Annotated in this window: 22 protein-coding genes, 1 pseudogene and 1 other annotated feature; of the genes and pseudogenes, 17 read left to right on the plus strand and 6 right to left on the minus strand. The window is 36.6% G+C overall.

Features of this window, described 5'->3' with window-relative positions; all coding sequences use genetic code 11:
• Window positions 1–194 precede the first annotated feature (194 nt).
• Entirely contained in the window at window positions 195–710 is a 516-nt protein-coding gene (locus J2Y03_RS24180; RefSeq protein ID WP_310199436.1) for a GNAT family N-acetyltransferase, read from the plus strand.
• A 138-nt stretch (window positions 711–848) separates the two neighbouring features.
• Complete coding sequence (locus tag J2Y03_RS24185) at window positions 849–1,964, plus strand: M20 metallopeptidase family protein (RefSeq protein WP_310199263.1); 1,116 nt, start codon at window positions 849–851, stop codon at window positions 1,962–1,964.
• Between the two features lie 371 nt (window positions 1,965–2,335).
• On the opposite strand, the gene J2Y03_RS24190 is transcribed toward J2Y03_RS24185, so the two are convergent.
• Window positions 2,336–3,526: a coenzyme F420-0:L-glutamate ligase gene (locus J2Y03_RS24190; protein ID WP_310199265.1), complete on the minus strand. Its 1,191-nt coding sequence runs from the start codon at window positions 3,524–3,526 to the stop codon at window positions 2,336–2,338.
• Between the two features lie 118 nt (window positions 3,527–3,644).
• Here J2Y03_RS24190 and J2Y03_RS24195 point away from each other — a divergent pair, with 118 nt between their 5' ends.
• Window positions 3,645–4,535, plus strand: a complete 891-nt coding sequence (locus J2Y03_RS24195; protein ID WP_310199267.1) for a LysR family transcriptional regulator — start codon at window positions 3,645–3,647, stop codon at window positions 4,533–4,535.
• Window positions 4,536–4,639: 104 nt separating this feature from the next.
• Here the strand turns inward: J2Y03_RS24195 and J2Y03_RS24200 are convergent.
• A pseudogene (locus J2Y03_RS24200) lies at window positions 4,640–5,191 on the minus strand (lyase family protein); the annotation flags it as partial.
• Between the two features lie 294 nt (window positions 5,192–5,485).
• Here J2Y03_RS24200 and J2Y03_RS24205 point away from each other — a divergent pair.
• On the plus strand, window positions 5,486–5,968 hold the full coding sequence (locus tag J2Y03_RS24205) for a nucleoside deaminase (protein ID WP_310199269.1): 483 nt from the start codon (window positions 5,486–5,488) through the stop codon (window positions 5,966–5,968).
• A gap of 357 nt (window positions 5,969–6,325) precedes the next feature.
• Here J2Y03_RS24205 and J2Y03_RS24210 read toward each other — a convergent pair whose 3' ends face one another.
• Entirely contained in the window at window positions 6,326–6,484 is a 159-nt protein-coding gene (locus J2Y03_RS24210) for a hypothetical protein (protein ID WP_165903212.1), read from the minus strand.
• A gap of 208 nt (window positions 6,485–6,692) precedes the next feature.
• Here J2Y03_RS24210 and J2Y03_RS24215 point away from each other — a divergent pair, with 208 nt between their 5' ends.
• Window positions 6,693–7,586, plus strand: coding sequence for a LysR family transcriptional regulator (locus J2Y03_RS24215; protein WP_310199271.1), 894 nt, complete (start codon window positions 6,693–6,695; stop codon window positions 7,584–7,586).
• A 196-nt stretch (window positions 7,587–7,782) separates the two neighbouring features.
• On the opposite strand, the gene J2Y03_RS24220 is transcribed toward J2Y03_RS24215, so the two are convergent.
• Window positions 7,783–9,138 (minus strand): MFS transporter, encoded by a 1,356-nt coding sequence (locus J2Y03_RS24220; protein ID WP_310199273.1) that lies wholly within the window; start codon window positions 9,136–9,138, stop codon window positions 7,783–7,785.
• 309 nt (window positions 9,139–9,447) lie between these two features.
• Here J2Y03_RS24220 and J2Y03_RS24225 point away from each other — a divergent pair, with 309 nt between their 5' ends.
• From J2Y03_RS24225 to J2Y03_RS24260, 8 genes are all read left to right on the plus strand, one after another.
• The gene (locus J2Y03_RS24225) at window positions 9,448–9,984 is read left to right on the plus strand and encodes a sigma-70 family RNA polymerase sigma factor (protein ID WP_132095451.1); all 537 of its coding nucleotides are present in this window, start codon (window positions 9,448–9,450) and stop codon (window positions 9,982–9,984) included.
• Window positions 9,971–11,263 (plus strand): DUF4179 domain-containing protein, encoded by a 1,293-nt coding sequence (locus J2Y03_RS24230; RefSeq protein WP_310199438.1) that lies wholly within the window; start codon window positions 9,971–9,973, stop codon window positions 11,261–11,263. The genes J2Y03_RS24225 and J2Y03_RS24230 overlap by 14 nt, the downstream gene beginning before the upstream one ends.
• A 398-nt stretch (window positions 11,264–11,661) precedes the next feature.
• A complete protein-coding gene (locus J2Y03_RS24235; RefSeq protein WP_310199275.1) occupies window positions 11,662–12,270 on the plus strand; it encodes a DUF3267 domain-containing protein in 609 nt (202 codons plus the stop codon).
• A gap of 806 nt (window positions 12,271–13,076) precedes the next feature.
• Window positions 13,077–13,895, plus strand: coding sequence for a TIM barrel protein (locus J2Y03_RS24240; protein ID WP_310199277.1), 819 nt, complete (start codon window positions 13,077–13,079; stop codon window positions 13,893–13,895).
• A gap of 219 nt (window positions 13,896–14,114) precedes the next feature.
• Window positions 14,115–14,307: a binding site (T-box leader), on the plus strand.
• 47 nt (window positions 14,308–14,354) lie between these two features.
• Window positions 14,355–15,776, plus strand: a complete 1,422-nt coding sequence (gene nhaC / locus J2Y03_RS24245) for a Na+/H+ antiporter NhaC (protein ID WP_310199279.1) — start codon at window positions 14,355–14,357, stop codon at window positions 15,774–15,776.
• On the plus strand, window positions 15,773–16,639 hold the full coding sequence (locus J2Y03_RS24250) for an MBL fold metallo-hydrolase (RefSeq protein ID WP_310199281.1): 867 nt from the start codon (window positions 15,773–15,775) through the stop codon (window positions 16,637–16,639). The genes nhaC and J2Y03_RS24250 overlap by 4 nt, the downstream gene beginning before the upstream one ends.
• Before the next feature lie 90 nt (window positions 16,640–16,729).
• Complete coding sequence (locus J2Y03_RS24255) at window positions 16,730–17,059, plus strand: hypothetical protein (protein ID WP_310199283.1); 330 nt, start codon at window positions 16,730–16,732, stop codon at window positions 17,057–17,059.
• 431 nt (window positions 17,060–17,490) lie between these two features.
• The gene (locus tag J2Y03_RS24260; RefSeq protein WP_310199285.1) at window positions 17,491–18,216 is read left to right on the plus strand and encodes an oxygen-binding di-iron domain-containing protein; all 726 of its coding nucleotides are present in this window, start codon (window positions 17,491–17,493) and stop codon (window positions 18,214–18,216) included.
• A gap of 390 nt (window positions 18,217–18,606) precedes the next feature.
• Here J2Y03_RS24260 and J2Y03_RS24265 read toward each other — a convergent pair whose 3' ends face one another.
• Window positions 18,607–19,359 (minus strand): sugar phosphate nucleotidyltransferase, encoded by a 753-nt coding sequence (locus tag J2Y03_RS24265; RefSeq protein ID WP_132095487.1) that lies wholly within the window; start codon window positions 19,357–19,359, stop codon window positions 18,607–18,609.
• Entirely contained in the window at window positions 19,349–20,086 is a 738-nt protein-coding gene (locus J2Y03_RS24270; protein ID WP_310199289.1) for a DUF707 domain-containing protein, read from the minus strand. Before J2Y03_RS24270 ends, J2Y03_RS24265 begins: the two co-directional genes overlap by 11 nt.
• Window positions 20,087–20,620: 534 nt before the next feature.
• Between J2Y03_RS24270 and J2Y03_RS24275 the strand changes: the two genes are divergently transcribed.
• From J2Y03_RS24275 to J2Y03_RS24290, 4 genes are all read left to right on the plus strand, one after another.
• Entirely contained in the window at window positions 20,621–21,463 is an 843-nt protein-coding gene (locus tag J2Y03_RS24275) for an aldehyde dehydrogenase family protein (RefSeq protein WP_310199291.1), read from the plus strand.
• A gap of 301 nt (window positions 21,464–21,764) precedes the next feature.
• Complete coding sequence (locus tag J2Y03_RS24280; protein ID WP_132095489.1) at window positions 21,765–22,013, plus strand: DUF6429 family protein; 249 nt, start codon at window positions 21,765–21,767, stop codon at window positions 22,011–22,013.
• Between the two features lie 12 nt (window positions 22,014–22,025).
• Window positions 22,026–23,690 (plus strand): SWIM zinc finger family protein, encoded by a 1,665-nt coding sequence (locus tag J2Y03_RS24285; protein WP_310199293.1) that lies wholly within the window; start codon window positions 22,026–22,028, stop codon window positions 23,688–23,690.
• Window positions 23,691–24,074: 384 nt separating this feature from the next.
• On the plus strand, window positions 24,075–24,887 hold the full coding sequence (locus tag J2Y03_RS24290) for a DUF427 domain-containing protein (RefSeq protein ID WP_310199440.1): 813 nt from the start codon (window positions 24,075–24,077) through the stop codon (window positions 24,885–24,887).
• The last annotated feature ends 116 nt before the right edge of the window (window positions 24,888–25,003 follow it).

A 25,003-nucleotide genomic window follows, 5' to 3' on the forward strand; every position in this document is an offset into this window, starting at 1 on the left:
AAGTGGTCTTCATTAGGCAGATGAAGACCAGATCCCTTCGAAAAAATAGAGTAAATAGTCTTCATAGTAAATGCCATTTGTTCGATCAACCTGAATCGCAAAGCAATTCGAAAAACATCGTTTACTTATGGAGTTCAGATAGGTTATATTATGTGAAACTATTTGAACCGCAAAAAAGGGAGTTTAAGAAAATTATGTATTTTGAGACTGAACATCTATACACAAGAAGGTTTGAAGTAGAGGACCTAGAGGACTTCCACGAAATGCAAAGTAATAATAATGTTATGAAATATATTATTGGAAGGGGTAAAACAAAGACGGAAAATTCAAATGAATTACTTGAAATAATAAATAGTTATAGTGAAAATAATACTGATAGATTGATATTGGCTATTTCAGAGATAAATGATGAAATTCGTACATTAATTGGTGCTTGCGCAGTAGCTAAAAGTGAAAATGGAGAATTTGAAGTTGGGTACAGGTTCTCCGAAAGATATTGGGGAAAAGGGTATGGTTCTGAAATTTTGAAGGGATTACTCAAATTTTGTCTTAATGATTTAGCTATAGATAAGGTAATTTCCATTGTTGAAAAGAAAAACATTTATTCAGTAAAAATTCTTGAAAATTCCCCTATGCAGTTTATAAGAGAATATGAAGAAGAGGACACAAATAATATAGTGAGACTTTATAGGTTAGAAAAATCTGTTTAATTTTTATGATTCTATAAGAAGTTAAAAAAGGTCTCCGTATAGTTTACTATATTATAGAAACTATACGGAGACTCTTAATAGTATTTTCAGGATTGCAGATACATTATAGATAAACACTAGGAAGGGGTTAAAGATACGTTGGATTTAAAAAATTTAGAATTAGCTAAACAGCTGCGTCATGAATTGCACCAGCATCCTGAAATTTCGAATGAAGAGGTTTGGACGAAACAGCATTTACTTAATTTTCTTAAAAAGCATACACATCTGGAAATTGTAGATAGAGGCCTTTGGTTTTATGCGATTTATCGAGCGGGAGAAGATAAAAGGAACATTGCTTTTCGTGCAGATTTTGATGCACTTCCAATGCCGGAAGTGATTGACCTTCCACACGCTTCCAAGAATCCAGGGGTATCCCACAAATGTGGACATGATGGGCATGCGGCAAGCCTAGCCGGCTTTGCGTTGGAGATCGACCAAAAGGGTGCTGACAAAAACATCTTTTTCCTTTTCCAGCACGCGGAGGAAACTGGAGATGGCGCTATCCAATGTGCCACTTTTATTAAGGAACATAACATTGAAGAAATTTTTGCCTTTCATAATATGAGTGGAATGGCTTTTAACTCCATCAATGTCATCGACGGAACCGCTCATTGTGCATCCAAGGGCATGACCATCCATATGGAAGGTTCTCCTGCTCATGCCAGCCAGCCTGAGAATGGAGTCAATCCTTCATTTGCTATTGCAAAGATCATTGATGCCATTCCAGAACTAACCTCTCCTGAAAGAAATGAAGGGTTGGTACTTTGTACGGTTGTACACGTAAACATTGGGGAAAGAGCATTCGGTTTAGCAGCAAGCAAAGGGGATCTACTCCTAACAATCCGTGCCCTGTACGAAGCAGAATTGAATAATCTTCAGAAAAACCTTGAAGATCTTGCACGTGAACAAGCAGAAAAGTACGGACTGAAGGTAAGCTTCTCCTTCAACGATGAATTTCCGGAAACGGTAAACCACAAGGAAAGTTCTGACAGGATCCGTAAGGTTAGCCAGGAAAAAGGATTCCAGTTGGTTGAAATGAAGGAAGCCTTCCGTGCCTCTGAAGATTTCGGCCACTACATGAAGTTGACAAGGGGTGCGATGTGCTACATCGGAAACGGCGAAAATTACCCTCATATCCATACCTATGAGTATGACTTCCGAGATGAAATCATCGGAACCGCAGTGGAACTTTTCAAAGGACTTGCAGAAATATAGGATCCCACTAGCGAACAGTGCCTGGCACTGTTCGCACTCTTTTATATATATGCCTTCCGTATTTGTTATTGAGAAGAGCAACCGTTTAAGTGCCTGCATATGGACAGAGGGCAGGCACTATTCCAATGCAAAAGAGTGAAACCGCCGCTTAAATAGGTGCGGTGAACCTTACCATAAGTAAATGAGGTTTTTTAAAAAGGGTATAGTTTGCCTAATAGTGATCTCTAAAGCAACCTAAAGCTTTGAATAGTTAAAAATAAGAAATAATAGGAAACTAGAATATCCTTTTGAAAAAGAAGTATGGAAATGAAAAAGATTAACACAAAAAACTAGATGCCATAAATGGAGGCATCTAGTTTATTTTGAATACCTTATTTTGTGTAATTATCAAAATAACCTTGGATAAAGATAATAGGTGTACCCTTATCTCCACTTCCTGAAGTTAAATCTGATAGAGAACCGATAAGGTCGGTAAGTTTTCTAGGTGTAGTCCCTTGTGATTCCATTGATCCTACAAGGTCAGATTCTTTATTATTAATAAATTGAGAAATCGCTTGTTTAAGTTCTTCACCCTTTAAATTAGCAAAGTTATTATCAGCGAGATATTTTAATTTTACTTCATTAGGTGTGCCATCAAGACCTGATGTGTAAGCAGGTGAAACAACTGGATCAGCTAGTTCCCATATTTTACCTACAGGATCTTTGAACGCTCCATCTCCGTAAATCATCACTTCAACATTTTTTCCAGTCTTTTCTTTAAGCATATGCTGTATTTTATCAACTATAGGTTGGCAATTACGCGGGAAAAGTTTAACACTATCCTCTGTTGCTTTATTTGATCCTAGTAGACCATAAGCTTCATTACATCCGCTGCCATCAACAGACTCCGATAATATGTTATCAAGGCTGTAAATCTTTTTTCCACCATTTTCTTTTAATATTCTCTTCGTTCTAAATCGTGTATGTATATCGCAAGTTAGAACATTTTTTGTGTAATCCAAAATGGTTTTTGGATTATTTGAGAAGATAATATCACATTTAACACCGTATTCTTCAACTAATGATTTATAATAATCAATATAATCAACACCAGTAAAAGTATGTTTATTATATCCAAAATAATCACGGAATTGTTTTTCCGTTAATACATCTGTCCAAGGATTAACTCCCTTTTCATCAAGCATGTCAATATCCACTAATTGATTACCAACTTCATCAGATGGATAGCTAAGCATTAAAATAATTTTTTTAGCTCCTTTTGCAATTCCACGGAGACAGTTTGCAAAACGATTACGACTTAAAATAGGGAATATGACTCCAATCGTATCTTCCCCAAATTTTGTATGAATATCTTTTGCAATATGATCGATCGTCGCATAATTACCTTGAGCCCGAGCAACGATTGATTCTGTTACCGTAACAATATCTTTATCATTAATATTAAAGCCTTCAACTTCTGAAGCTTTTAACACACTATCCACAACGATCTCTTCTATTTTGTCCCCTTGATTTATGATTGGGCAACGAAGACCTCTTACAACAGTTCCAACTACTCTTTCCAATATAATCGCTCCTTATAACTACTTACGTTAATATAAATTATATCTACTTGTAATATACATTAGCTTAATGGTATAAGTAAAATTAATATCTCTAATGGTGGATATAAGGAGTGGTTATGTGATAAGTAAATTAGATTTATATAAAGTATTTTGTATGGTAGGAAAAAGTGGAAGTTTTTCTAAGACAGCAAAAGATCTTTACATGACACAACCAGCAGTTAGTCAAGCGATTATGCAATTAGAAAAAGAATTAGATACACGTCTTTTTAATAGAACACCTAAAGGGGTATCATTAACAAATGAGGGTAGTCATCTATTTGAATATGTAAATTCGGCGATTAATTTAATTGATGCTGGGGAAGAAAAGATATTAGAATTTAAGAATCTAACGGCAGGGGAACTAAAGATAGGTGTGGGTGATACGATTTCTAGATATTTTTTGCTTCCTTATTTAGAAGCTTTTCATAATAAATATCCGAATATTAAATTTAAGATTGAAAATGGTACAACATTAGAAATCTGTTCTTTATTAAAATCAGGCGAGGTTGATATTACAATTTGTAATTTTCCGATTGATGATCCTACATTAGAACTAAGACCATGTATTGATATTCATGATACTTTTGTTTGCGGGGAGAAATATAAGAATATAGTATCTAAACCATTAAGCCTTCATGAATTAGTAAAACTGCCACTAATCTTTCTTGAACCAAAATCAAATTCAAGACAGTATGTAGAGGATTATATACTATCTAGAGGTATAAAGATGTCGCCGGAATTTGAATTAGGCTCACATGATTTATTATTAGAATTTGCTAAAATAAATTTAGGGATAGCATGTGTGACTAAAGAATTTTCACAAGACTATTTAAATAAAGGATTATTGTATGAAGTACAACTAATAGAAGAAATACCAAAGAGAAATATAGGCGTATGTTTTTTAAAAAGTGTTCCACTATCACCATCTTCAACAAAATTTGTAGAGATTATAGAAAAAAGGCTGGCATGAAAAACAGCTTCTATCATTAACTTTGGATTTTTATCTATTGCTGCAGTTCATATTTCAACTTCTTAGGAAAACTAGAATCTAATTATGTAACTGCATAAATAAAACAAGACAGACTCTCCAATGGCTTTATGATGGTCTTCACAATAAATGGGAATCAAACCAACAATACTATGTGCGTCTCTAAAAGCAACTCCTTTGCTAACTAAATAGTCAGCAACCTCTGTTGCATTGAGGAAGCCATCTTTCACGGCTTTTTTCATATTTTCACTATTCATTTTCATAGTAGAAATCATATGAGACATTATTTGTAGGCAAGATAACACCGTATCCAAGGAATCAAAAAACGGTTCTTTGTCTTCCTGCATATCTTTATTGTATGTCAAAGGTAAGCCTTTCATCGTTGTTAATAAGGAAGTAAGTGATCCATATACTTGTCCTGTTTTTCCTCTAATAAGCTCAGCAGCATCAGGGTTTTTCTTTTGAGGCATGATACTGCTGCCTGTAGAGTACGCGTCATCGATCGTAATAAATTTAAACTCTTGACTACTCCATAATATTAGTTCTTCACTTAATCTGCTTAAGTGCATCATGATAATTGAAAAGTCTGACATTAACTCTAAAAGATAATCTCAATCACTAACTCCGTCGAGGAAATTGGCCAGTTTATTGAATACAAACCTGATTTTATTTTAATATAGTTTTTTCCTACACCAATAATCTATAATGACAAATTGTATGAAATTGCAACAATCCAACCCGTAAAGTATAGGTCGATTGCAACCAATGACTAATAGACTGACTGTTTACCATTTCAAACTTTCTCGATAGTTTAATATGTTATAGTTGTTATATAAATTTGATTGCCTTTTAATAAGATTAATCTTCTATAAAGGGATCTTGTTTATGGAAGATTGATGTAAAAATAAAAAAGCGATGAGGAGGATTCAATGATGATAAGTGATTCAGATTTGAACCACCTGCGACGTTGTGTTGAATTAGCAAAAACTGCATTGGAGAAAGGTGACGAGCCATTTGGTTCAGTACTTGTCTCAGCCAACGGAGAGGTGCTTGCAGAAGACCATAACCACGTTGCGGGTGGTGACCATACACAACACCCAGAATTTGCTTTGGCGCGATGGGCAGCCGCGAACATGACACCTGAAGAAAGAAGTAAGGCGACAGTATATACCTCTGGCGAACATTGCCCTATGTGCGCTGCGTCCCACGGTTGGGTTGGTTTAGGTAGAATCGTTTATGCAAGTTCTTCTGAACAGTTGGTACAATGGTTGAATGAAATGGGAGTTACTCCATCACGCGTTCGGAATCTGCCCATTCAAGATGTTATTCGTGATACCATAGTAGATGGACCTGTTCCTGAACTAACAGAACAAATTCGTCAACTCCATCGTCAGTTTTACGCAAGGAAACGTTAAACATACCACGCTCTCGACATATTAAAACTGTTATAAGGTCATTCCCCTACTGCACTAAATTGATAGAGGGGTGGGGGATTGACGGCTTAGCAAAAGTGAGCATTGAGAATAATAGTTCCCAATGCTCATTTTTTTGCCTCTTCAATCACCACGGTGAACCGTACCATAAATAAATGAGGTTTTTAGGCAAATGCTTCTCCTTAAGGTTGGGGAGGCTAGAACATCAAAAGTTAAGAATCTAAATAGACGGAAAAATTTCGCTTGATTAGCATTCGAGAGATATTCGTATCAAACTGAGTGAGTAAATAGCATTGTTAAAGCCAATGTTGAAAACATTGGCCTTTTTGTTATGGTATCTTAAGCAATTTCCTGCTGAAAGCAAGGATCATTGAAGTATACAACTTCAGAAAGAATTTTATAGCCCTTCATGTCTTTGAGTTTCTCTCTTGCTTCTTGTTCTGTACCAAATTCAAACATAGAAATATTTGAACCTAAATAACAAGTTAAAATCCACATAAAAAATTCCTCTCCCTATCTTTAAGTAGTTCTGTCTTACAGACTAGACTTCTATCATTAATCCCCGTTAAACCTTGCTTTAAGATCTGAGGAGAAATTATCAATTGCTACAGACCAATCATAATGCAATAATGGAATAAAATAAAATGCAAAAAAAATATACTATGATATAAAAAAATATTATATCGAATATTTTTGGAGGTTAATAGTGGATTACCGTGATTGGGAAATACTGAAGGTCCTCAATAGTCAGAAGAACATATCAAAAGCAGCACGGCTATTGTTTATTACCCAGCCGGCATTAACGAACCGTTTAAAAAACATGCAGGAAGAATTGGGTGTCAAAATCGTAACACGAGAAAGCAGAGGGATTCATTTTACTCCAGAGGGAGAATATCTTGTTCATTGTGCCGATGATATCCTTGCTCAATTTAATAATATAAAAGAGCATGTCCGGAATATGAGTAAAACGTCCGGTAATGAAGTTGCAGGAACATTGAAATTGGGTGTATCCAATTTTTTCGCAAACTATGAACTGCCTCATATATTAAAATTATTTAAAGACCAATATCCTCATGTAGAATTTAAAGTGATAACTGGCTGGAGTAAAGATGTAGCACATTTTATACACAATAGGGATGTTCATATCGGCTTTGTTCGGGGCGACTATAGCGATAGAGGACTAAAGAAACATCTATTATTTGAAGAAACCATTTCTGTTATGTCAAGAGAGGAAATTGATATGCAGGATCTGCCTAATCTCCCCAGAATTGACTATAGCGGCGATTATTTATTAAATTCATTAATTGATAATTGGTGGACCGAAAACTATACCCAGCCGCCACTAATCAGCATAGAAGTGGATCAGGTGGATACTTGTAAGGAAATGGTGATTAATGGGTTAGGCTATGGAATTATGTCTAGTAGAATGCTTAAGGATATAAAAGAATTTTATAAAGTAGATTTGACTGACCAAAACGGAAATCCTATTTTACGAAGAACATGGATGTACTACCATCAGGAATCCATGGATTGGAATGTCGTCAAGGTCTTTGTGAATTTTATTGAGACTTTGGGGTTACAGAAGCACCTTGAAAAATAGGAAGGGGGCCTTGTTTATTGTTAAGGTCCCCTTCCCTTTTTGTCAGGAAATACTTCTCCGTGAAACGTTTTTATTGAATTTGGCAAAAAAGAAAGCCACTATTCTGCCAATAAGCAGTACAGCGGCTTTTAATAAAGTGGAGTTACATTTAGTGTAAACGGGTGTAAATGCGTTCGCCCTTTTATTTGATAAATGATTAAGATGCCGTATCGTTAATTGAATCTGGTTTGATATCGATAACAACTTTATTTGAGTATGCATTTTTAACAGGCACAATTGCTAGTGCAGCGGCTGCGAACAATCCTGGTATGGCAAATGCAATGAAATTTAAGTGGATTGGCAAAGATACAGATAAAAGGAAACCACCTAATAGCGGACCAAGCATACCTCCAATTCTCCCGATACCCGATGCCATTCCTAATGCCGTAGATCTGACGGATGGCGGATAGTACTGGGAAACATAAGCCTGTACAATATTTTGTGCCCCTATTGTAGCTGCACCGGCAATGGCTACCAAAAGATAGATCATAAAGGAATTCCCGCCAAAGCCAAGTAAGGTTAAAGCAATGGCACCTGATGCATACATCGGAACGAGCATCCTTTTGGAACCGTATCTATCACAAAGTCGTCCGATGATTAGCGTTCCGATAATGGCACCGCCTTGAAGGGTGATAAGGAAGGCTAAACTTGAATTCAGCCCATATCCTGCATCAATCATCAGCTTAGGAAGCCATGTATTTAAACCGTAAACCATCAATAAGCAGCTGAAAAAGGCAATCCAAAACATAACCGTACTTAAAGCCCGTTTATCTTGAAATAATCCCATAATCGGAACCTTTGTCTCTTTTCCCCTTAGCTCTACGAACTCATCATTTTGTTGGAAGCTTACCCCAGGACTCACCTTGGAAAGAGTTGCAATCAACTGATCCTTTTTTCCAGTCCTTATAAGATGGCTTGCTGTTTCTGGCAATTGTTTATACATAATTGGAAGTATAACTAGAGGAAGACCTGCAAACCAAAAGATAGATTCCCAGCCAAACTTAGGCATTAAAAAGATTCCAAATAAAGGTGCAAGGATTCCGCCGACCGAATAGCCGCATAGAACAATGGATACAATCATGCTTCGCATTGTTTTAGGGGCATAATCTGTTAATAAGGCAATAACATTGGGCATAATTCCTCCAAGCCCCAAGCCAGCTAAAAATCGAAAGGTTGAAAACATAGTTGGAGTTTCGGCAAAGCCGCATAGTAATGTAAATAAACTAAAGAATAAAAATGTAATAGCAATAACATTCTTTCTTCCAATCCGGTCAGCAAGTGTTCCGAAAAGGATAGCGCCAAACATCATTCCAAATAAGCCATAAGTTCCTATTGCCCCTGCTTCGACCGAAGTAAGATTCCATTTTTCAATTAAAACTGGCAAAACAGTTCCATAAACAACAAGATCATATCCATCGAACAAAATAATGAAAAAACTCCAAATGAGCAGGCCTAAATGGAAGCGGTTAAATTTACTATTAGCAATAATCTCTGCGGAATTAATAGTTTTCACATTTTCTCCCCCTTTTTAAAATTTAAAATCATTGTTAACGCTTACTAAATAATCACTAATGGTGAATACTGTTCCCTACTTAGAGATTATATACGGCAAATAATCTGTTTTCAATAAAAAAGATACAATTTTTAAAGTTTTCTGAAATATAAGACAACATGCACCTTATGGTTACCATGCCTCATACCTTTTTACTCGGATAAAAATTTAATTAGATTAATAGATTATTTTTAGTTCAAAAAATTATTTATCTCGAAAAATGAACTTTTTATCCCTGCCATGACTCTTATTAGGTAGAGAGGTGAAAGCATGAATGTAATTCGGTTAGTGAATAAGGCGAAAAAGGGAAGTAAAGAAGCATTGCTCCAATTAATCATGGCTGAAAAAGATGATTATTATAGACTTGCTCTCACCTATTTGGAAAATTCGCATGATGCTATGGATGCAATGGCGGAAATGATTGTAAAGGTATATGAAAATATTGATCAACTAAAGAAAGAAGAAGCTTTCTACAGTTGGAGTAAGACCATTTTGGTGAATTGCTGTAAATCCATGCTTCGTAAGCAAAAGAGGCTTGTGTTAATCGATGATTGGCATACGTCTAATCCAAGTCAGGAGCAGACTAGTAATCCTTATTTGAGTAGTGATAGACAATTGGATATCAAAGAGTTATTGATTCATTTAAATGAGCAACAAAAAGAAGCGATTCAATTAAAATATTTTCATGATCTCGATTATCAAACAATAGCAGATATGACTTCTGTTTCGATTGGAACGGTTAAATCAAGGATTTTCCAAGGATTGAAAAAGCTAAGAGATCATTATAGGGGTGATGTTAGTGGATAATCTTGAGAAACGATTAGCAGAAGAGAAGGAGCTTAACGACTCTATACAAGCACCAGATGAATTAGAGATGAGATTAAGGAGCGCACTTCATAATGCTCCAAAAAAAACAAAACGCTTTGCACTTAGCTGGAAGATAGTAGCAGTCACTTTATTTTTTATCATCTTAATGGAATCTCAATACAATGCATTTGCATTTTATGGTAAAAAACTGTTTGGTTTCGATGAAATGATTAATGGTACTTTAAAAGAACTAAATGAAAAAGGCATGGGACAAATGGTGGGAAAAAAGACCGAGCTTGAAGATGGAACAGAGCTTAGGATTAACGGATTGATTTCAGATTCTAATCAATTAGTAGTGTACTACACATTATCGAATCCAAAAGGAATCGACGATACTTTGAGTGACAATTTTCGGCTTTCGAGAATTTCGGGTTTCTTAACAAACTCAAATGCAGAGGGAGGAACGTCCTTAATGAATGATGACCATACGGAGATTAAAGGAACGCTGTCTTTTGAACCCGTAAGTCCATTTTCAAAAAAGTTGAATTTACACTTTTGGCAGCCTCTTCAGAACGACCAGATGACCGAAGGAAGTATTGCCATTCCATATAATCCAAACAAAGCAATGGCCGCCGAATTTAAGCAGTCGCTAAAAAAGACATCTAAAGTCGATAAAGGCACCATCACATTTCATTCCATTACAGCATCACCAACCATGACAATGATCAAAGGAACGTTAAATGTAGAAAACTTTGATCGAGTCGATACCTCGTTTGGTGGAATTGAATTAATGGCGAACGGAAAGCCGGTTGAAATAATGGGCAGCAGCAATTTATCTTCAATAAAAGGTAGAAAGTTTGATATTCGCTATAATGCATTGCCGAAGCAGCTGAATTCACTTGAACTAGTCATAAAAGAGTTTGCCGGCTATCAAAGGCTAGAAGAGAAGATTTCCCTTTCATCCATTAACAATGGGCCGATATCGCTTGATGGGAAAGAACTTTGGATCAAAAATGTGTCAACCACATCACAAGGAGTGGAAATAACGATTGCTACAGATGATGATGTGATGCTTGATGGTGTATCATTAAAAACACAAAAGGAAGTCATCCCTTTAAAAACAACCGTAAATCAAACCTATACAAAACAAGAAGACGGCAAGGAAGTAAAGGAACGCACCTTGCAATTTGATTCAACGGCAAGGCCAGAATATCTTTTAATAGAGGGCATGCATTATATGAAGGTATACAACAAGAAAATGGAGATTCCAGTTGATTAGGAAGTTATTGGATAATAATTAGAAATAAAATAATTCCATTAGGATACAGTACGGTGAACCGTATCATAAGTAAATGAGTTTTTCATTTTAAGTAACGATATGTCTATAAAATGAAATAAATAGTTTAAAAATCAACAGTCAGACTGATTCAGTCCGACTGTTTTGGGGGTCAACCACTGTCACTCCTCGATATTTGTCGATGATTGATAGATTGTTAGATAGATAAACAGTGATAGAATGTAGTTGAGTTGAATATTGTTGGGGTGGTCGGGTTGTTGATCTTCTTTTCCTTCGTTAGAAGAGGATAAAAGGTAGAAGGGGATGTAGGATGTTCATTAAACTTTCAGGGTAGGGTAGTTTCAAATTTCTTGAATTGAGGTATGAGCGGGGGGAGTTTAATGAAAATACTAAACAAATTGCCAAAAAGTAACCCAGGTTTACATTTGGACTTAATTAAAAGTGGATGGGTTCCAATGAAAGAACCTAAGAATTTAATAAGTGCTATTTTGTTTTCGATTCCTTTAATGGTCGTCGCTGCAATCATCTCTATTGGGATCATAAGTATCATTTCCTCTATTTCTTTAAGTGAGTTTGGATTTACATCAAATTCAATATCAATATCCATTAACTTAGGTATTATTTTTTGGCTAGTCTTACTTGTAATCCTTCATGAATTACTTCATTTGATTTTCATTCCTCAATTTATTCAATCAGAAAAAACATATGTAGGTCTTACTCTTTTCGGGGGCTTTGTCGTAACGGAGGAGGAGATTCCAAAATCAAGATATCTCTTCATTACCATTGCTCCGTTCATGATTCTTTCAATCATTTTGCCATTATTATTAGGTGTATTTGGACTATTAACACCGACATTAAAATTTTTGATCGTTCTAAACTCTATGGCATCATCTGTTGATATCCTTAATCTCCTTCTTATAATTAAACAGGTCCCGAATCATGCAATTCTAAAAAATAATGGAACAAATACTTATTGGAAACACACATAAATGTAAAAAACTATAGATAGAAAGTCCTGATTTAAGTGAGTTTTTCTACCATACCTATAAGCGATCTTCCGTGCAAGGGCGCAATTGCTGAAGATTAAAAGCCTAATTCCTCGCTAAAATACTGAGGGATTAGGTTTTTTTTAATTCTTTATGGTGTTCTAACTAGTGCAGAATAATTGAGATGAAATACTTTCTCCTCGACAAAAATTTTACCAAATAACAGCTCACTTTTCTTTTTTCACAAGGGTTTACGGCACTTTTAATCAATCGTTTGTTTAATAGAATTAATATTAACTAATCAATTGATTAAAATCGCTGTACATGCTGTCAACGCTATGTTTTCTCATACATAGAGGGCTGAGAATTGTCGAAAAGTTGGCAGACCAAGGGACGGTTCTGCTTCCTTTTTATTGGTGGTTTTTGAAGCAGAAGGGGACACCTACCTAGTAAGTGGCCCAATGAGTATAAATGAAACTAGAATATAGATAAGCATAGTTACATATAGTGAGAAGCAATTTTACTATACCTTTGAAGTTTCGCGGAAAATAAATTTATTAGCCAATTGTAGCCATCACAAAATGTAAGTCGGTATTAATCATGGAACCATTTTAGGATTTATGGAGGGACCTAACCATAATTGAACCATGAGAACCGTCCCGGTGGCCCGCGTGAATTGGATGAGCCTGTAAAGGATGGAGTTTAAAAGTTTATATAAAGTTAACGAAAGTATACTTGTTAATTTGTTATAATGGAAGAGATAATACATTTATTTCCATTTCAGTATTCAATGAAAGGGGTGATGAGTAATGCTGAAGTTAGGTTTAAAATGTTCGTCCGACCCGGAACAATTGTATGATCGATTACGATATAAGCCAGATATTATTGAACTGCATTTACAGGAAGACGATTTGTTTAAAGACAAAAGAAAACAATTAGAAAATACCATTTCCATGCTTTTAAGCCTAGGTTATGATGTCTATTTGCATCACCCGATAAAATACAATGGGAGATATTTAAATATTATCCACGAACAGAAAGAAGATTATCTTTTCTATCATTTATCTACTCGGATTCTTGCTGAAATTTGTTTAACCCATTCGATAAAATGCGTCATTCACCCTCACTATTTACCAACTGCCACCTCAGCCATCAATAATGAAAATAATGAAAATAATGAAAATAATGAAAAAATGGCCAATGAAATTAAACAAATTTTAACATACGGAAAAGATGTTTTTTTATGGGAGAATTCCATCCATGGACTATTTACTGCCGAAAACACGAATTGGTTCGAGGAAATCGTCAAGCCATTACATTTGCCATTAGCCTATGATATTAGCCACGCCTTTATCTCCTTTAAGGGTGATAACTCACTTTTGCTAGAGCAGATAAAAAAATTAGCTTCCTATATTCATTATTTACATGTTGTCGATAGTGAAGGTCAGAAACATGATGGATTGCAACTGGGAACGGGCTTGATTCAATGGGAACCCATTCTTCCGTTTTTAATGAACAGACCATATATCTACGAAATTACTCTTAAAGATAAAACAAATGCAGTCGAAATGTATGAAAGCCATCTTTATTTAGTTCGTTTATCAAAGAATCATTCGTGTACGAATTAAAAAATTTCTCCCATTGCCTCCAATAAAAAGAGACCGGAGTGTGGGACTTTCAGGTAAACTGTTTACAGCGAACCCTAAAAGATAAAAAAGATTGACTTATGAAGCTCTACTCGACTATTATTGTTTTATACTTAACTGCGTAAAAGCGTAAAAGCGTAAAAGCGTAAAAGCGTAAAAGCGTAAAAGCGTAAAAGCGTAAAAGCATAAAAGCATAAAAGCATAAAAGCGTTGAATTATTAAAGTAGCTGTTACCATCTTTGAAATCAGAGACCTGTTGGGTGCTGCAAAACAGGCAAGAGGTAAGGTGAATTACAGATAAGGAGCTGTTTTCCGGTTTCGGCCGTTATCTAACAAGCGAGCAGAATTTAATCTGCTAACTAGGGTGGTACCGCGGAGAGCTTCCGTCCCTTTTTGGGATGGGGGCTTTTTTTATTTAATTTTTTAAAGGAGTAGATGTAAATGAAAAAGGAACTTTCTATCGGGATGTCGTTAATCCCCATTTTGGCATTAATTGGAGCTGCCGCCTTATCGATTTTCATATGGAAAGCGGGGATGCATGTTCCGTTAATGATTGGTGTCATTGCAGCCGCAGTCGTTTCCATTGCTGCCGGCTGGAGCTGGGATGAGGTCCAGCAGATGATGGTGAAAGGGGTGGAGCGTGCTTTACCTGCCGTTTTTATCTTACTTATTATCGGAATCATTGTAGGAACGTGGATTGCAAGCGGTGTGATCCCAACCATGATTTACTATGGACTTTCCATTATTGAACCCTCTATGTTTGTACCTATTGTGGCATTGGTAACTGGAATTATTTCGATCACATTAGGAAGCTCGTTTACGTCGATTGCGACAATTGGGCTTGCTTTTATGGCAATCGGTGAAGGACTCGGTTTCCCTCCGGGGCTTGTAGCAGGAGCAGTCATTTCCGGTGCCTACTTTGGTGATAAATTATCTCCCCTTTCAGATACGACAAACATTGCTCCGGCGATGGCCGAAACAGATTTATTTAGTCATGTGAAGCACATGCTTTGGGACACGATTCCGGCATTCATAATTTCCATCATTTTATATTGGTTCGTTAGTCAAGCATCCGCTTCCAATAGCGGTGCAGATACCAAGGTTATTGAAGCAATGAAAACAGGTTTGAATGATGTATTTGTCATCCATCCTTTATTATTATTGATGCCTGTCTTAACGATCATTTTAATGATTAAACGTACACCTGCAATCCCGGCATTAATGAGCGTTAGTATTTTAGGCGGATTGCTGGCCATTTTCGTACAGGGAGCAACCGTGACTTCTATTATTCAAGTGATGACCAATGGATTCCATGTCGAGTCTGGCGTAAAAGCATTGGATTCATTGTTAAATAACGGGGGACTCATGTCCATGCTCGGGACGATTGGATTGTTGATTCTAGCAACGGCACTCGGGGGAATTCTAGAGGAGACGGGATCGTTTGAGGTATTAACGAAAAAAATGTTGTCCAAAGTTCGGTCGGCTGGAACCTTAATCAGCACTACGATCCTGTCTACCTTTGTTGTAGCATTTGCCAGTGGTGCACAATTTTTAGCGATTATTTTACCAGCAAGAACATTTGTGAAAAATTATAAACAAATGGGCATTGACACAAAGAACCTTTCAAGATGTGTAGAAGCAGCGGGAACGGTTGGAATCAATCTCGTTCCTTGGAGCGTCCCTGCTGTATTTGCTGCGGGTATTCTTGGTGTCAGTCCAGGTGAATTTATTCCGTATGCCTTCTTTGCCTTCCTCGTTCCGCTCATGAATATCTTATTCGGTTTTACGGGCTGGACGATTACAAAGAAAAATTATAGTCATGAATCTAAAGATAAGGATGATAAAGGAAGTGTTGCAATATGAGTGAGGTTATCTTACGTATATTAGGAACGGCGCAAGATGCAGGGCTGCCCCATCCAAATTGCTTTTGCAAAAATTGTACGGAAGCCATCAACTATCCACAGTTTAGGCGCCTCGCTGCATCATTAGCAGTTATCCTGCCTGATGAAAAGATGTGGCATTTGATTGATGCAACTCCTGATTTGAAAGAGCAAATGGCAAGGCTGCAAATGCAGTACGATCTGAAAGGAAAGCTGATGGAGAGCATCTTTCTAACACATGCCCATTTGGGACATTATCCAGGCCTTTTATTTTTGGGGCGAGAAGCCATCGGTGCAAGCGGAATCCCCGTAATGGCGGGGAGAAAAATGAAACAGCTATTAGAAGAACAAGCTCCCTGGAGCCAATTAACGAAGCTTGGCAATATCAATATACAAGAAATCCGGGATGGACAAGACATACGTATATCTCCCCTTGTCACCGTTACGCCTGTCGATGTACCACATCGCAATGAATTTTCTGAGACCTTTGCTTTTTGGATTAAGGGACCGAATAAGAAAGTTCTCTATGTTCCGGATATTGATCGCTGGCATGAGTGGAATTATGACATTCATCGCGTTTGCGAGGAAGCAGACATCTGTTTGCTGGATGGGACTTTTCATTCTGCGAAAGATCTTGAGCATATTGGCCGTGATATTCGTGAAATTCCCCATCCGCTCATGACGGAGACGATGGAACGGCTGCAAGATTTAACGAAACAGACTGAGATTTATTTTACCCATCTTAATCATTCCAATCCGGCCATTGACAATGATCAAATCATTCGCCAAGAAATCGAGGCAAAAGGATTTAAAATTGCGGAAGAAGAAATGGAAATTAGGTTATAAACTGTGACCATGGGGACGGTTCTGGTGGCTTTTTATTGGTGGTAGGGTGACCATGAGCACAACTTCATTCTTTTCGGGAAATCAAAAATTTTGCTCCTATCCGAAAAGAAATCACAATTAGCAAAAACTCTAGGAGTAGGCGCTTTTCTTAAGATATTATCAGACGTACTACAAGATATTACAAATAATCAAAAGGAATCATTAAATAATTTAGATACAGAAGTCCTTTATAAAATTTTTAAAGATAAATTTAACAAATTAAAAGGTAATGTCCTATGGAACGAGCAGGACTATATTAGATGTAGAAGAGAGTTTGAAAATGGGGAATTAATTAAAATGCCTCTTTATGTAACTGGTACTAATAAGGTTGCAATCGGTAATTTGGCTAATAATCTTAAAGATATACTTCAAATGAATTAAAGAACTTAGCCCTTGAGTGGAAAATAATAATATGTAGTTATTGTCTTGAAATATAAAAAAGCTCGCTTGATTGTGAGCGGGCTTCATTGAGGGGGATTTTCTCAACAATCAAAATAAATAGGTTCTGCAAGAATTAATTTTTTCTTTATTAGTCTAAAAAACTGCCGCTTTAATAGGTGCGGTGAACCTTACCACAAATAGAGGCGGTTTTTATGTTTTTTTTATAACCAAGATTTAAGCAGGGATATAATCAGGTATTCCTATATATATTCCGTAGGAGGATTTAGTTTAAAACTATAAAATAACTATTAAAAGAATTAATAGTGAGAACTAAAGGCTTAGATAAATTGTATTAGTTTAAGCATTTCCCGAATATTATTTTAATGTTGATTAGATTTATCAACTAAAAACTAGTTAAGGGGATGTTGTAGTTGGCACAAATTGATGAAATAGCACCGGATATTTATCGCATTTCTATTTTTGCTCAACAGGTGGGTATGCAATTCAATCATTTTCTAGTAAAAGATGAAGAACCACTGTTATACCATACGGGGTTAAAAGCGATGTTTCCTGAAATGAAAGAAGCCCTGTCTCGTATAATCGACCCAACTACACTGCGTTGGATTGGCTTTAGTCATTTTGAATCAGATGAATGCGGGGCGTTGAATGAATGGTTGACAATCGCACCGAATGCGACAGCAGTAACTGGATTGGTTGGTGCTCTCGTCAATATAAATGATTTTGCCCTACGTCCTGCACGTATACTTCAAGAAAATGAATTGCTAATCACAGGAAAAAAAGAATTTAGGCATATCCGAACTCCTCATGTTCCTCATGGTTGGGATGCGGGATTATTATTCGAGGGGAAGGATAAAACATTGTTTACGTCTGATCTTTTTCATCAAAATGGAGATGTTGAGGCTTTGACAGAATCTAGTTTATCCGATCGCTGTCGGGAATTATTACGAAACTACCAACAAAGTCCTTTTTCAGAATATATCCCTTATAGTTCATCAACCGAAAAGATTCTCCAAAATCTAGCAGAACTTAATCCTTCAACCCTTGCTACTATGCATGGGTCATCTTTTAGAGGGGATGGAAAAAAGGCAATAAAAGAACTAGGAGAGATCTGGAAGGAGGAATTAGGCGAGCGTTAATAATACACAGTGTTAGAAATTACCGCTGATTAATATGGTACGTTTAACCGTATCACAAGTAAATGAGGGTTTTTGAAGAGTAGTCGAAAAAGTCTACTCTGTTTTTATAGTATTGGTATAACGAACAAACATTTTGTCTTCATTTCCTTTCAGCAGTGAATTTTAGCCGCCAAGGAATTTTATTGGTGCTTCCACTAATACCCCGTCTGTAAAGGTATCACCTAAACCCTTGGCGGATTCGTACTAACGCTTATGTATTGGAAAAAGTATAATTATGACTTTGAAAATATATCATCTCTCAGAGCAAAAAGGGTCTGTCAGCTACTTGTTGGGTAGCTTACAGACCCTATTAAATATACAATTTCCCTTTTTATCTTATATTAAAGTACCTTAGAGATTCATACGGCTCCATTCCTTAATTTCATTATAAGTCCCAAGATCTTTATACAGTCCCTCGTCAAAACATGCTGCCTGAACAAGCCTCTTTTTAATAAGAGGATCTAAAGCATCAGACAAAATGAGCTCCTTTTCAGTCCTATCCTTGTTGTACTCAATAAAATGACGGAGATCTTCAATAAAAGCTGGGTTCCATATCATAGCGCCCCACATCCAATTTAATTCAGTTTGAACTGGCTTGTCTTCGATCCGGATGACTTTTTCGTTCCTTAATTCGACCATGCCGAATTTATCAGGGTGATTCGTCTGGAAACATGCTAGCGTCACTTCTCGTTGATCGGCTGAGTTTTCATGAGATTGACGTAACTTTAGTAAAAAATCATATGGCTGAACAAATGTATCCGGCATAGCAAATAAGACTGTTTTCTCCTTTAATAGATGGTAAGATTCATGAATTGACTCTGGAAGTGAACGAGGAATCGGGTGAATACAGTAAGTAAATTCCATACCAAATTTTTCACCATTCCCAAGAAATCGTAATAAATCTGCTTTTTCAGGATTAATTGTAAATATAATATGAGATATCTCAGCTTTCTTCATTGCTTCAATTGTATAAAAAATAATTGGATTATATCGATCACTATGAACGTTGGGAAATAGTTCTTTGGAGAATGGCAGTCCCAGTCGGGTTCCTTTACCAGCGCAGGGTATTAATCCAATTGTTTGATCATGGCCACTAGTTTTCATTAGGGATTCCTCCAAAAATTTTGATTTTATCTACCTCATTTCTAACTGCATAGATTTCACAGACATGGTTCATTTCGTCAAATGGGTTAACATTTATGGAACTGTAAAGGTCCCCACTCACTCTGGTATGGGATATAGGTGTAGCATCAATAACGGCAATTCTATCTGAAGGATATTCTAAAAGCTTAGGCCAAACAAAATCAAGTCCCCAACCAGAGGTGCTTTTTTCAAACGTTCTCCAGCACTTTTGGAGAGCTGACTTGGAAAAAATAGGCGCCATTGCTTCAATAAAATTTGTATATCGGAGTGTATATTGAGGGTCTTGAAATAAAGTTGGGAATGAGAGATTGGAATGTTTTGTTAAAGCGGGTTGGGCTAGCCATAAATGATGTAAATGAAACAGTTCAAACATGGACGAAATGGTGTCAGCACTTATACTTATATCATCATCTACAATCCACACTGCATCGAAATCGTTTAGAAGACTTTGGTTTTGACTGATGATATCAAAAAAGCGGGGAAATTTTGTTCCTGTTTGATTATGACTATAATAATCGGCATCTTCGCGATAACGTTTAGGATGTTCCCCATAATATTCGATATATAACTCGAAAGTTTTAGCATTTTTCGGTTCAATCCACTCCTTATGCAGGGATTTGTCGCTTGCTCGAACGAATACTAGATTCTTGATATAGATCACCTCATCTAATTTAATACTTATTAACAAGATAAAACATTCAAAATAGGATATGATGGTGTTGGGTGTTTGGTGTACCACAAGTTTATATTGGGCGGGGAACCTTATCATAAAATAGGCAGCAAATACACAAAGATATGGTTGCGGGGGGATATTCGACTACCTACAACAGCTATACAAAAATTTTTCGACAATTAAAACTAGAAGGGTAATTTAAGGACTTGTAGTAATGAATATCTAGTTCAAGAAATAGATGAATTACCTAATTTGGAATTAATAATAGCATGTGGAATGCCTGCACTAAATGCTCTAAGGTAAATGTGTGACATACCTCCACAGGCAATGCGGTTATATCCAAGAAGCCATTAGCATCCTTTAAATATTAATCATTACAAGGATTTGCTCCTGGTGATGTATATCAATTTGAATTTAGGAAAAGTAAGAAGTGGATTAAAGTAATACACTTTGCACATCCTAGTTATATTTACAGGGAAGAGCGTTCAAAAATCCCCCCAATAGTAATAGTAAGGGAACACGATTTTTGTTAAAAATGTAAATTTGCGTTTGAAAATTTTAGAGATATATTGGTTAGACCATGAAGCTGGTGAAGGAGATATTGATAAGGCTGTTACATCAGCAAAGGCAGCGTTCAAGGGTCCATGGTCACAGTTTTCCCCTGCTGAACGTTCTAGGTTAATTAATAAGCTCGCGGATTTAATTGAAGAGCATCAAGATGAATTAACATATCTTGAGACAATTGATTTTGGCAGTATTGAAAGTCTCTCTCGTTATGGCTGGGTATTAGGTGCCGCGGAACATTTCCGTTATTATGCAGGCTGGGCAACCAAATTAAATGGTGAAACGATGACATTAACTACAGGCGGGAATAAACACGCGTACAGCATTAGACAGACAATTGGCGTTTGTGGTCAAATTGCCTCATGGAATTTCCCAATCCTAGGACCAGCTTGGAAATTAGCTCCAGCGTTAGCAGCTGGGAATACATCGGTCTTAAAACCATCCCAATTTACTTCATTAAGTACATTATATTTAGGTGAACTCATTAAAGAAGCAGGCTTCCCTGACGGAGTTGCCAATATTGTTACTGGCCCTGGAAGTACAACAGGTGAAGCAATTACAGGCCATCCTGATGTCGATAAAGTCATCGAGCGCGGCAATTTAACAGAGTACGGCTTGGCTTCTGGCGTCCATACTAGAGATATCAATAAAGCTCATAAAGTGATCAATGCCCTTGAAGCTGGTACAGTTTGGGTAAACGGTTACTATAATAGTAACTCAGCGGTTCCACTAGCAGGCTTTAAGCAAAGCGGGATTGGTGCTGAAATGGGCTACCCAGGCATTGAAATCTTTACGAAGGCAAAGAGTGTCGTCATTGATTTAGATTGATATTTGTGAATAAGTAAAACAAGTAGAGAAGCAATTTACTCTACTTGTTTTTTTTCTACCGGCAACTGGCTAAGCTCAAGGACAAGGTTAATTACTTCTTCCTGCTTTCTTTGGCGAACAGTGCCAATGGCACTGTTCGCTATTCTTATGCCATTTTCTATACTAGGTACTTTTTCCTTTGGACTCTAATAACCTTTCATTCCTATGTTTAACTGAGCAAACGTTGTGAAAACATTATTGTAAGGTGCTAATTTTTCGAATAAGCTAAAATAAACTTTATCATAGAAAGGATTTCTTAAACATGGAGGAAAAGATTAAGGAGCTTACTCTGTTATTGATGTATTTAACATCATGGAAGGAAAATGACCTTCCTGGAGAAATGAGGAGAAGCTGGAAGGGATACTCGTTTGAGGTATTAAACGAATTTACTGAAAAGGATTTGATTCGAGGAAGTGTCAAATCTAAATCCGTTTATTTAACCGAAGATGGGATAAAAGAGGCTCAAGTGCTGCTTAGAAAATATCTAGGGAATGTGGAAGATGGATCATAAATCGATTTTGGAATGGGCGAGGCACTAAAGATGAACATTAATAATTTTGAATACGGTATAAACAAAACAATAGTAGACAGAGGGTATAGCTATTACATTGAAGGAAATGTCGTAGAAGCCTTTGAACAAGGGGATAACGAATATATTTTTCAGATTGAAGGTAGCGATGAATACGAAGTGTTAGTTAAGATTGGGGATAATGGGGATATTTTAAACTCCGAGTGTGATTGTCCCTATGATTTTGGACCTGTATGTAAACACGAAGTGGCAGCCTATTTTCAACTATATGAAATGTTAAATCAAAAGAAAAAGACCAGCAAGAGAACGACAATTCAAGAGGTTTTAAATAATCTATCAAAAGAAGAATTGATAAATATCATTACAAATATCGCAAAAAGTGACACTACGTTAGAAAACAGTCTCATTGTTAAGTACTCAACCAGTGACACTCAAAATGAGCTTGAGACATGTCAGGAGTTAATCGACTCGATTGTGCGGAAGTATACAGGCAGAGAAGGTTTTATCAAATATCGAGATACCGGTGCTTTTGTAAGAGAGCTGGATGGTGTAGTAGAAAAGGCTAGAAATACTGAAAATGTACTACTAGCATTGGATATTGCACTACTATTACTTGAGGAAGCAATTGGTGCATTTCAATATGCGGATGATTCCAGCGGCGATATTGGTTTTCTTGTAACGGAAACACTTGAAGTAATAGAGGAAATTGCCACGAGCTGGAATGATATAAGCAATCAAAGAACAGAAGTATTTGAGAAACTATTAGCTCAGACCGATCATGAGGTTTTTGAGGGCTGGTTAGATTACAAGATTGATTTACTAAGGATTTGTTTAGAATTTGCGGATGATGAAATGCTTAGGGAGCAGCTAAGAAATAAAGTTGAGTCCATGCTTGATAAAAAGTCAAGCAACCGCTACATGCATTATAGCAACGAAAGTATGCTCCAGCTATTGTTTCAGCTAATTGAGCAATATGGTTCTCAGGATGAAGCGGAACAATTTATTCACGAGCATATTGAGTTTTCATCTTTCAGAGAGCAGTTATTGAATAAATACCTTCAGGAAAAAAACTTCCACAAAGTTATTGAAGTGGCTGAAAAAGGAGAAACGCAGGATCACCAATATCCAGGATTACTTTCGAATTGGAAAAAATATCGGTACAGAGCATATCAATTCCTTTCACTAAAAGAAGAACAGCAAGTATTAGCCAAGGAGCTTTTGTTTGCTGGTGATTTTGAATATTACCATGACTTAAAAGAACTAGGCAACGAAAATCAAGGCGAATTTTACACAAACATAAAGCAAGAACTGAAAACGAAGAAAGGTTGGAACACTCGTATATTCCTTAGGATGATAGAGGAAGAAAATGATCTGGAAGAAATCTTGGCATTTGTAAGAGACAATCCTAGATATATTGAAGATTATGCTGAGAAGCTGGTCAAACTTTTTAAAGAAGATGTTATTGAAATTTATAAGACATTTATCCATTCTGCAGCAAGAACTTCATCCAATCGAAGAGATTATCAAGGGGTATGTCAAATAATCAAAAGATATAAAAAGATAGCTGGTAAGCCAAAACAAGTGGAAGCAATAAACGAACTAATGGGCCTATATAAAAAAAGACCTGCTTTTATAGACGAATTGGAGAAAATTAAATAAATGAAACCCAACAGAAACTCATGTGTTTAAATTAGCAAACAGTGACAGGCAATGTTTGCTACCCGGGCATGGCTTTAGTTTGGCCAAAAGCAAAACGCAATTCGTCTATTATAAAAACTTTATTTTATTCGATTTATTTACAGTAATGCGCGGCTAGTGCAAAAAGAGATTACTAAATTAGTGTATTAACGTTTTAGTGTATTAACGTATAGTCGACTGTATTATAATAAAACATGAGTATGATATAATCAATTAGATTTTTTTATGAGCTTGTTGAAGTACAGATCAAATACCATCCCTTTCCATTTGTGAGAGTAAAAATGGAAGAAGAGCTATTGGAAAAGGATAATATGGAAGTCTACTTTATTAAAAAGGGTGAAAAGAATGATAGATGAAATGGATTCTACTGCTTGTGAAATTCCTGGGACTGATTGGCATTTTCGAGTGGAACCATCTCCTAGATGGGTAAGGGTTAAATTCGGAGGGGAAACCATTGTGAATAGCAAACGGGCAGTGTTGGCCTTTGAAGCTGGGAGGCTTCCTGTTTATTATTTTCCACGAGAGGATGTTCGAATGGATTTGTTGGTACCATCTGATCATCAAACGGTTTGTACCCATAAAGGTACGGCCTCCTATTGGTCTATAAAAGTAGGGGATAAGATTTCCAAACATGCAGCATGGAGTTATTTAACACCTAAGCCTGTGGCGCATGATATTGAAGGATACATCTCTTTTTACTGGAGTAAAACAGATGCTTGGTTTGAAGAAGAGACAGAAATCTTTGTCCATGCCCGTGATCCTTATAGACGAGTGGATGCGATCCCAAGCTCCCGTCATGTACAAGCTCTTGTAGGTGGTGAAGTGGTCGCAGATAGTCACCGTCCTGTACTTGTTTTTGAAACCGGCTTGGTCTCACGTTACTACCTTCCTATTGAAGATATAAATCAAGATGTGTTACTACCATCTGATACGGAAACACGCTGTCCTTATAAGGGAATTGCCAATTATTATTCTGTGAAAATTGGTGACAAGCTATATGAAGATATCATTTGGACTTATAAAGACCCACTTCCAGCGGTTCAAGAAATCAAAGGTCTTTTATGTTTTTACAGTGAGCGAATAGATGCCTTATACATTGATGGGGAAAAATGGGAGCTACCTAAAAATGAAAGCTTACCTTATAAAAAGAGCGAATAATTAAAGTTAGCCTATAATTCCTTAAAACTGCTTCGGCAGTTTTTTTTGTACTGTTTATCCCGCCATAACGGTCAGATGGAAGTGTCATACCCGAATAAGGTACAAGAGGAAGGCAT

It is taken from the genome of Neobacillus niacini, assembly GCF_031457145.1.
GTDB lineage: Bacteria > Bacillota > Bacilli > Bacillales > Cytobacillaceae > Neobacillus > Neobacillus niacini_J.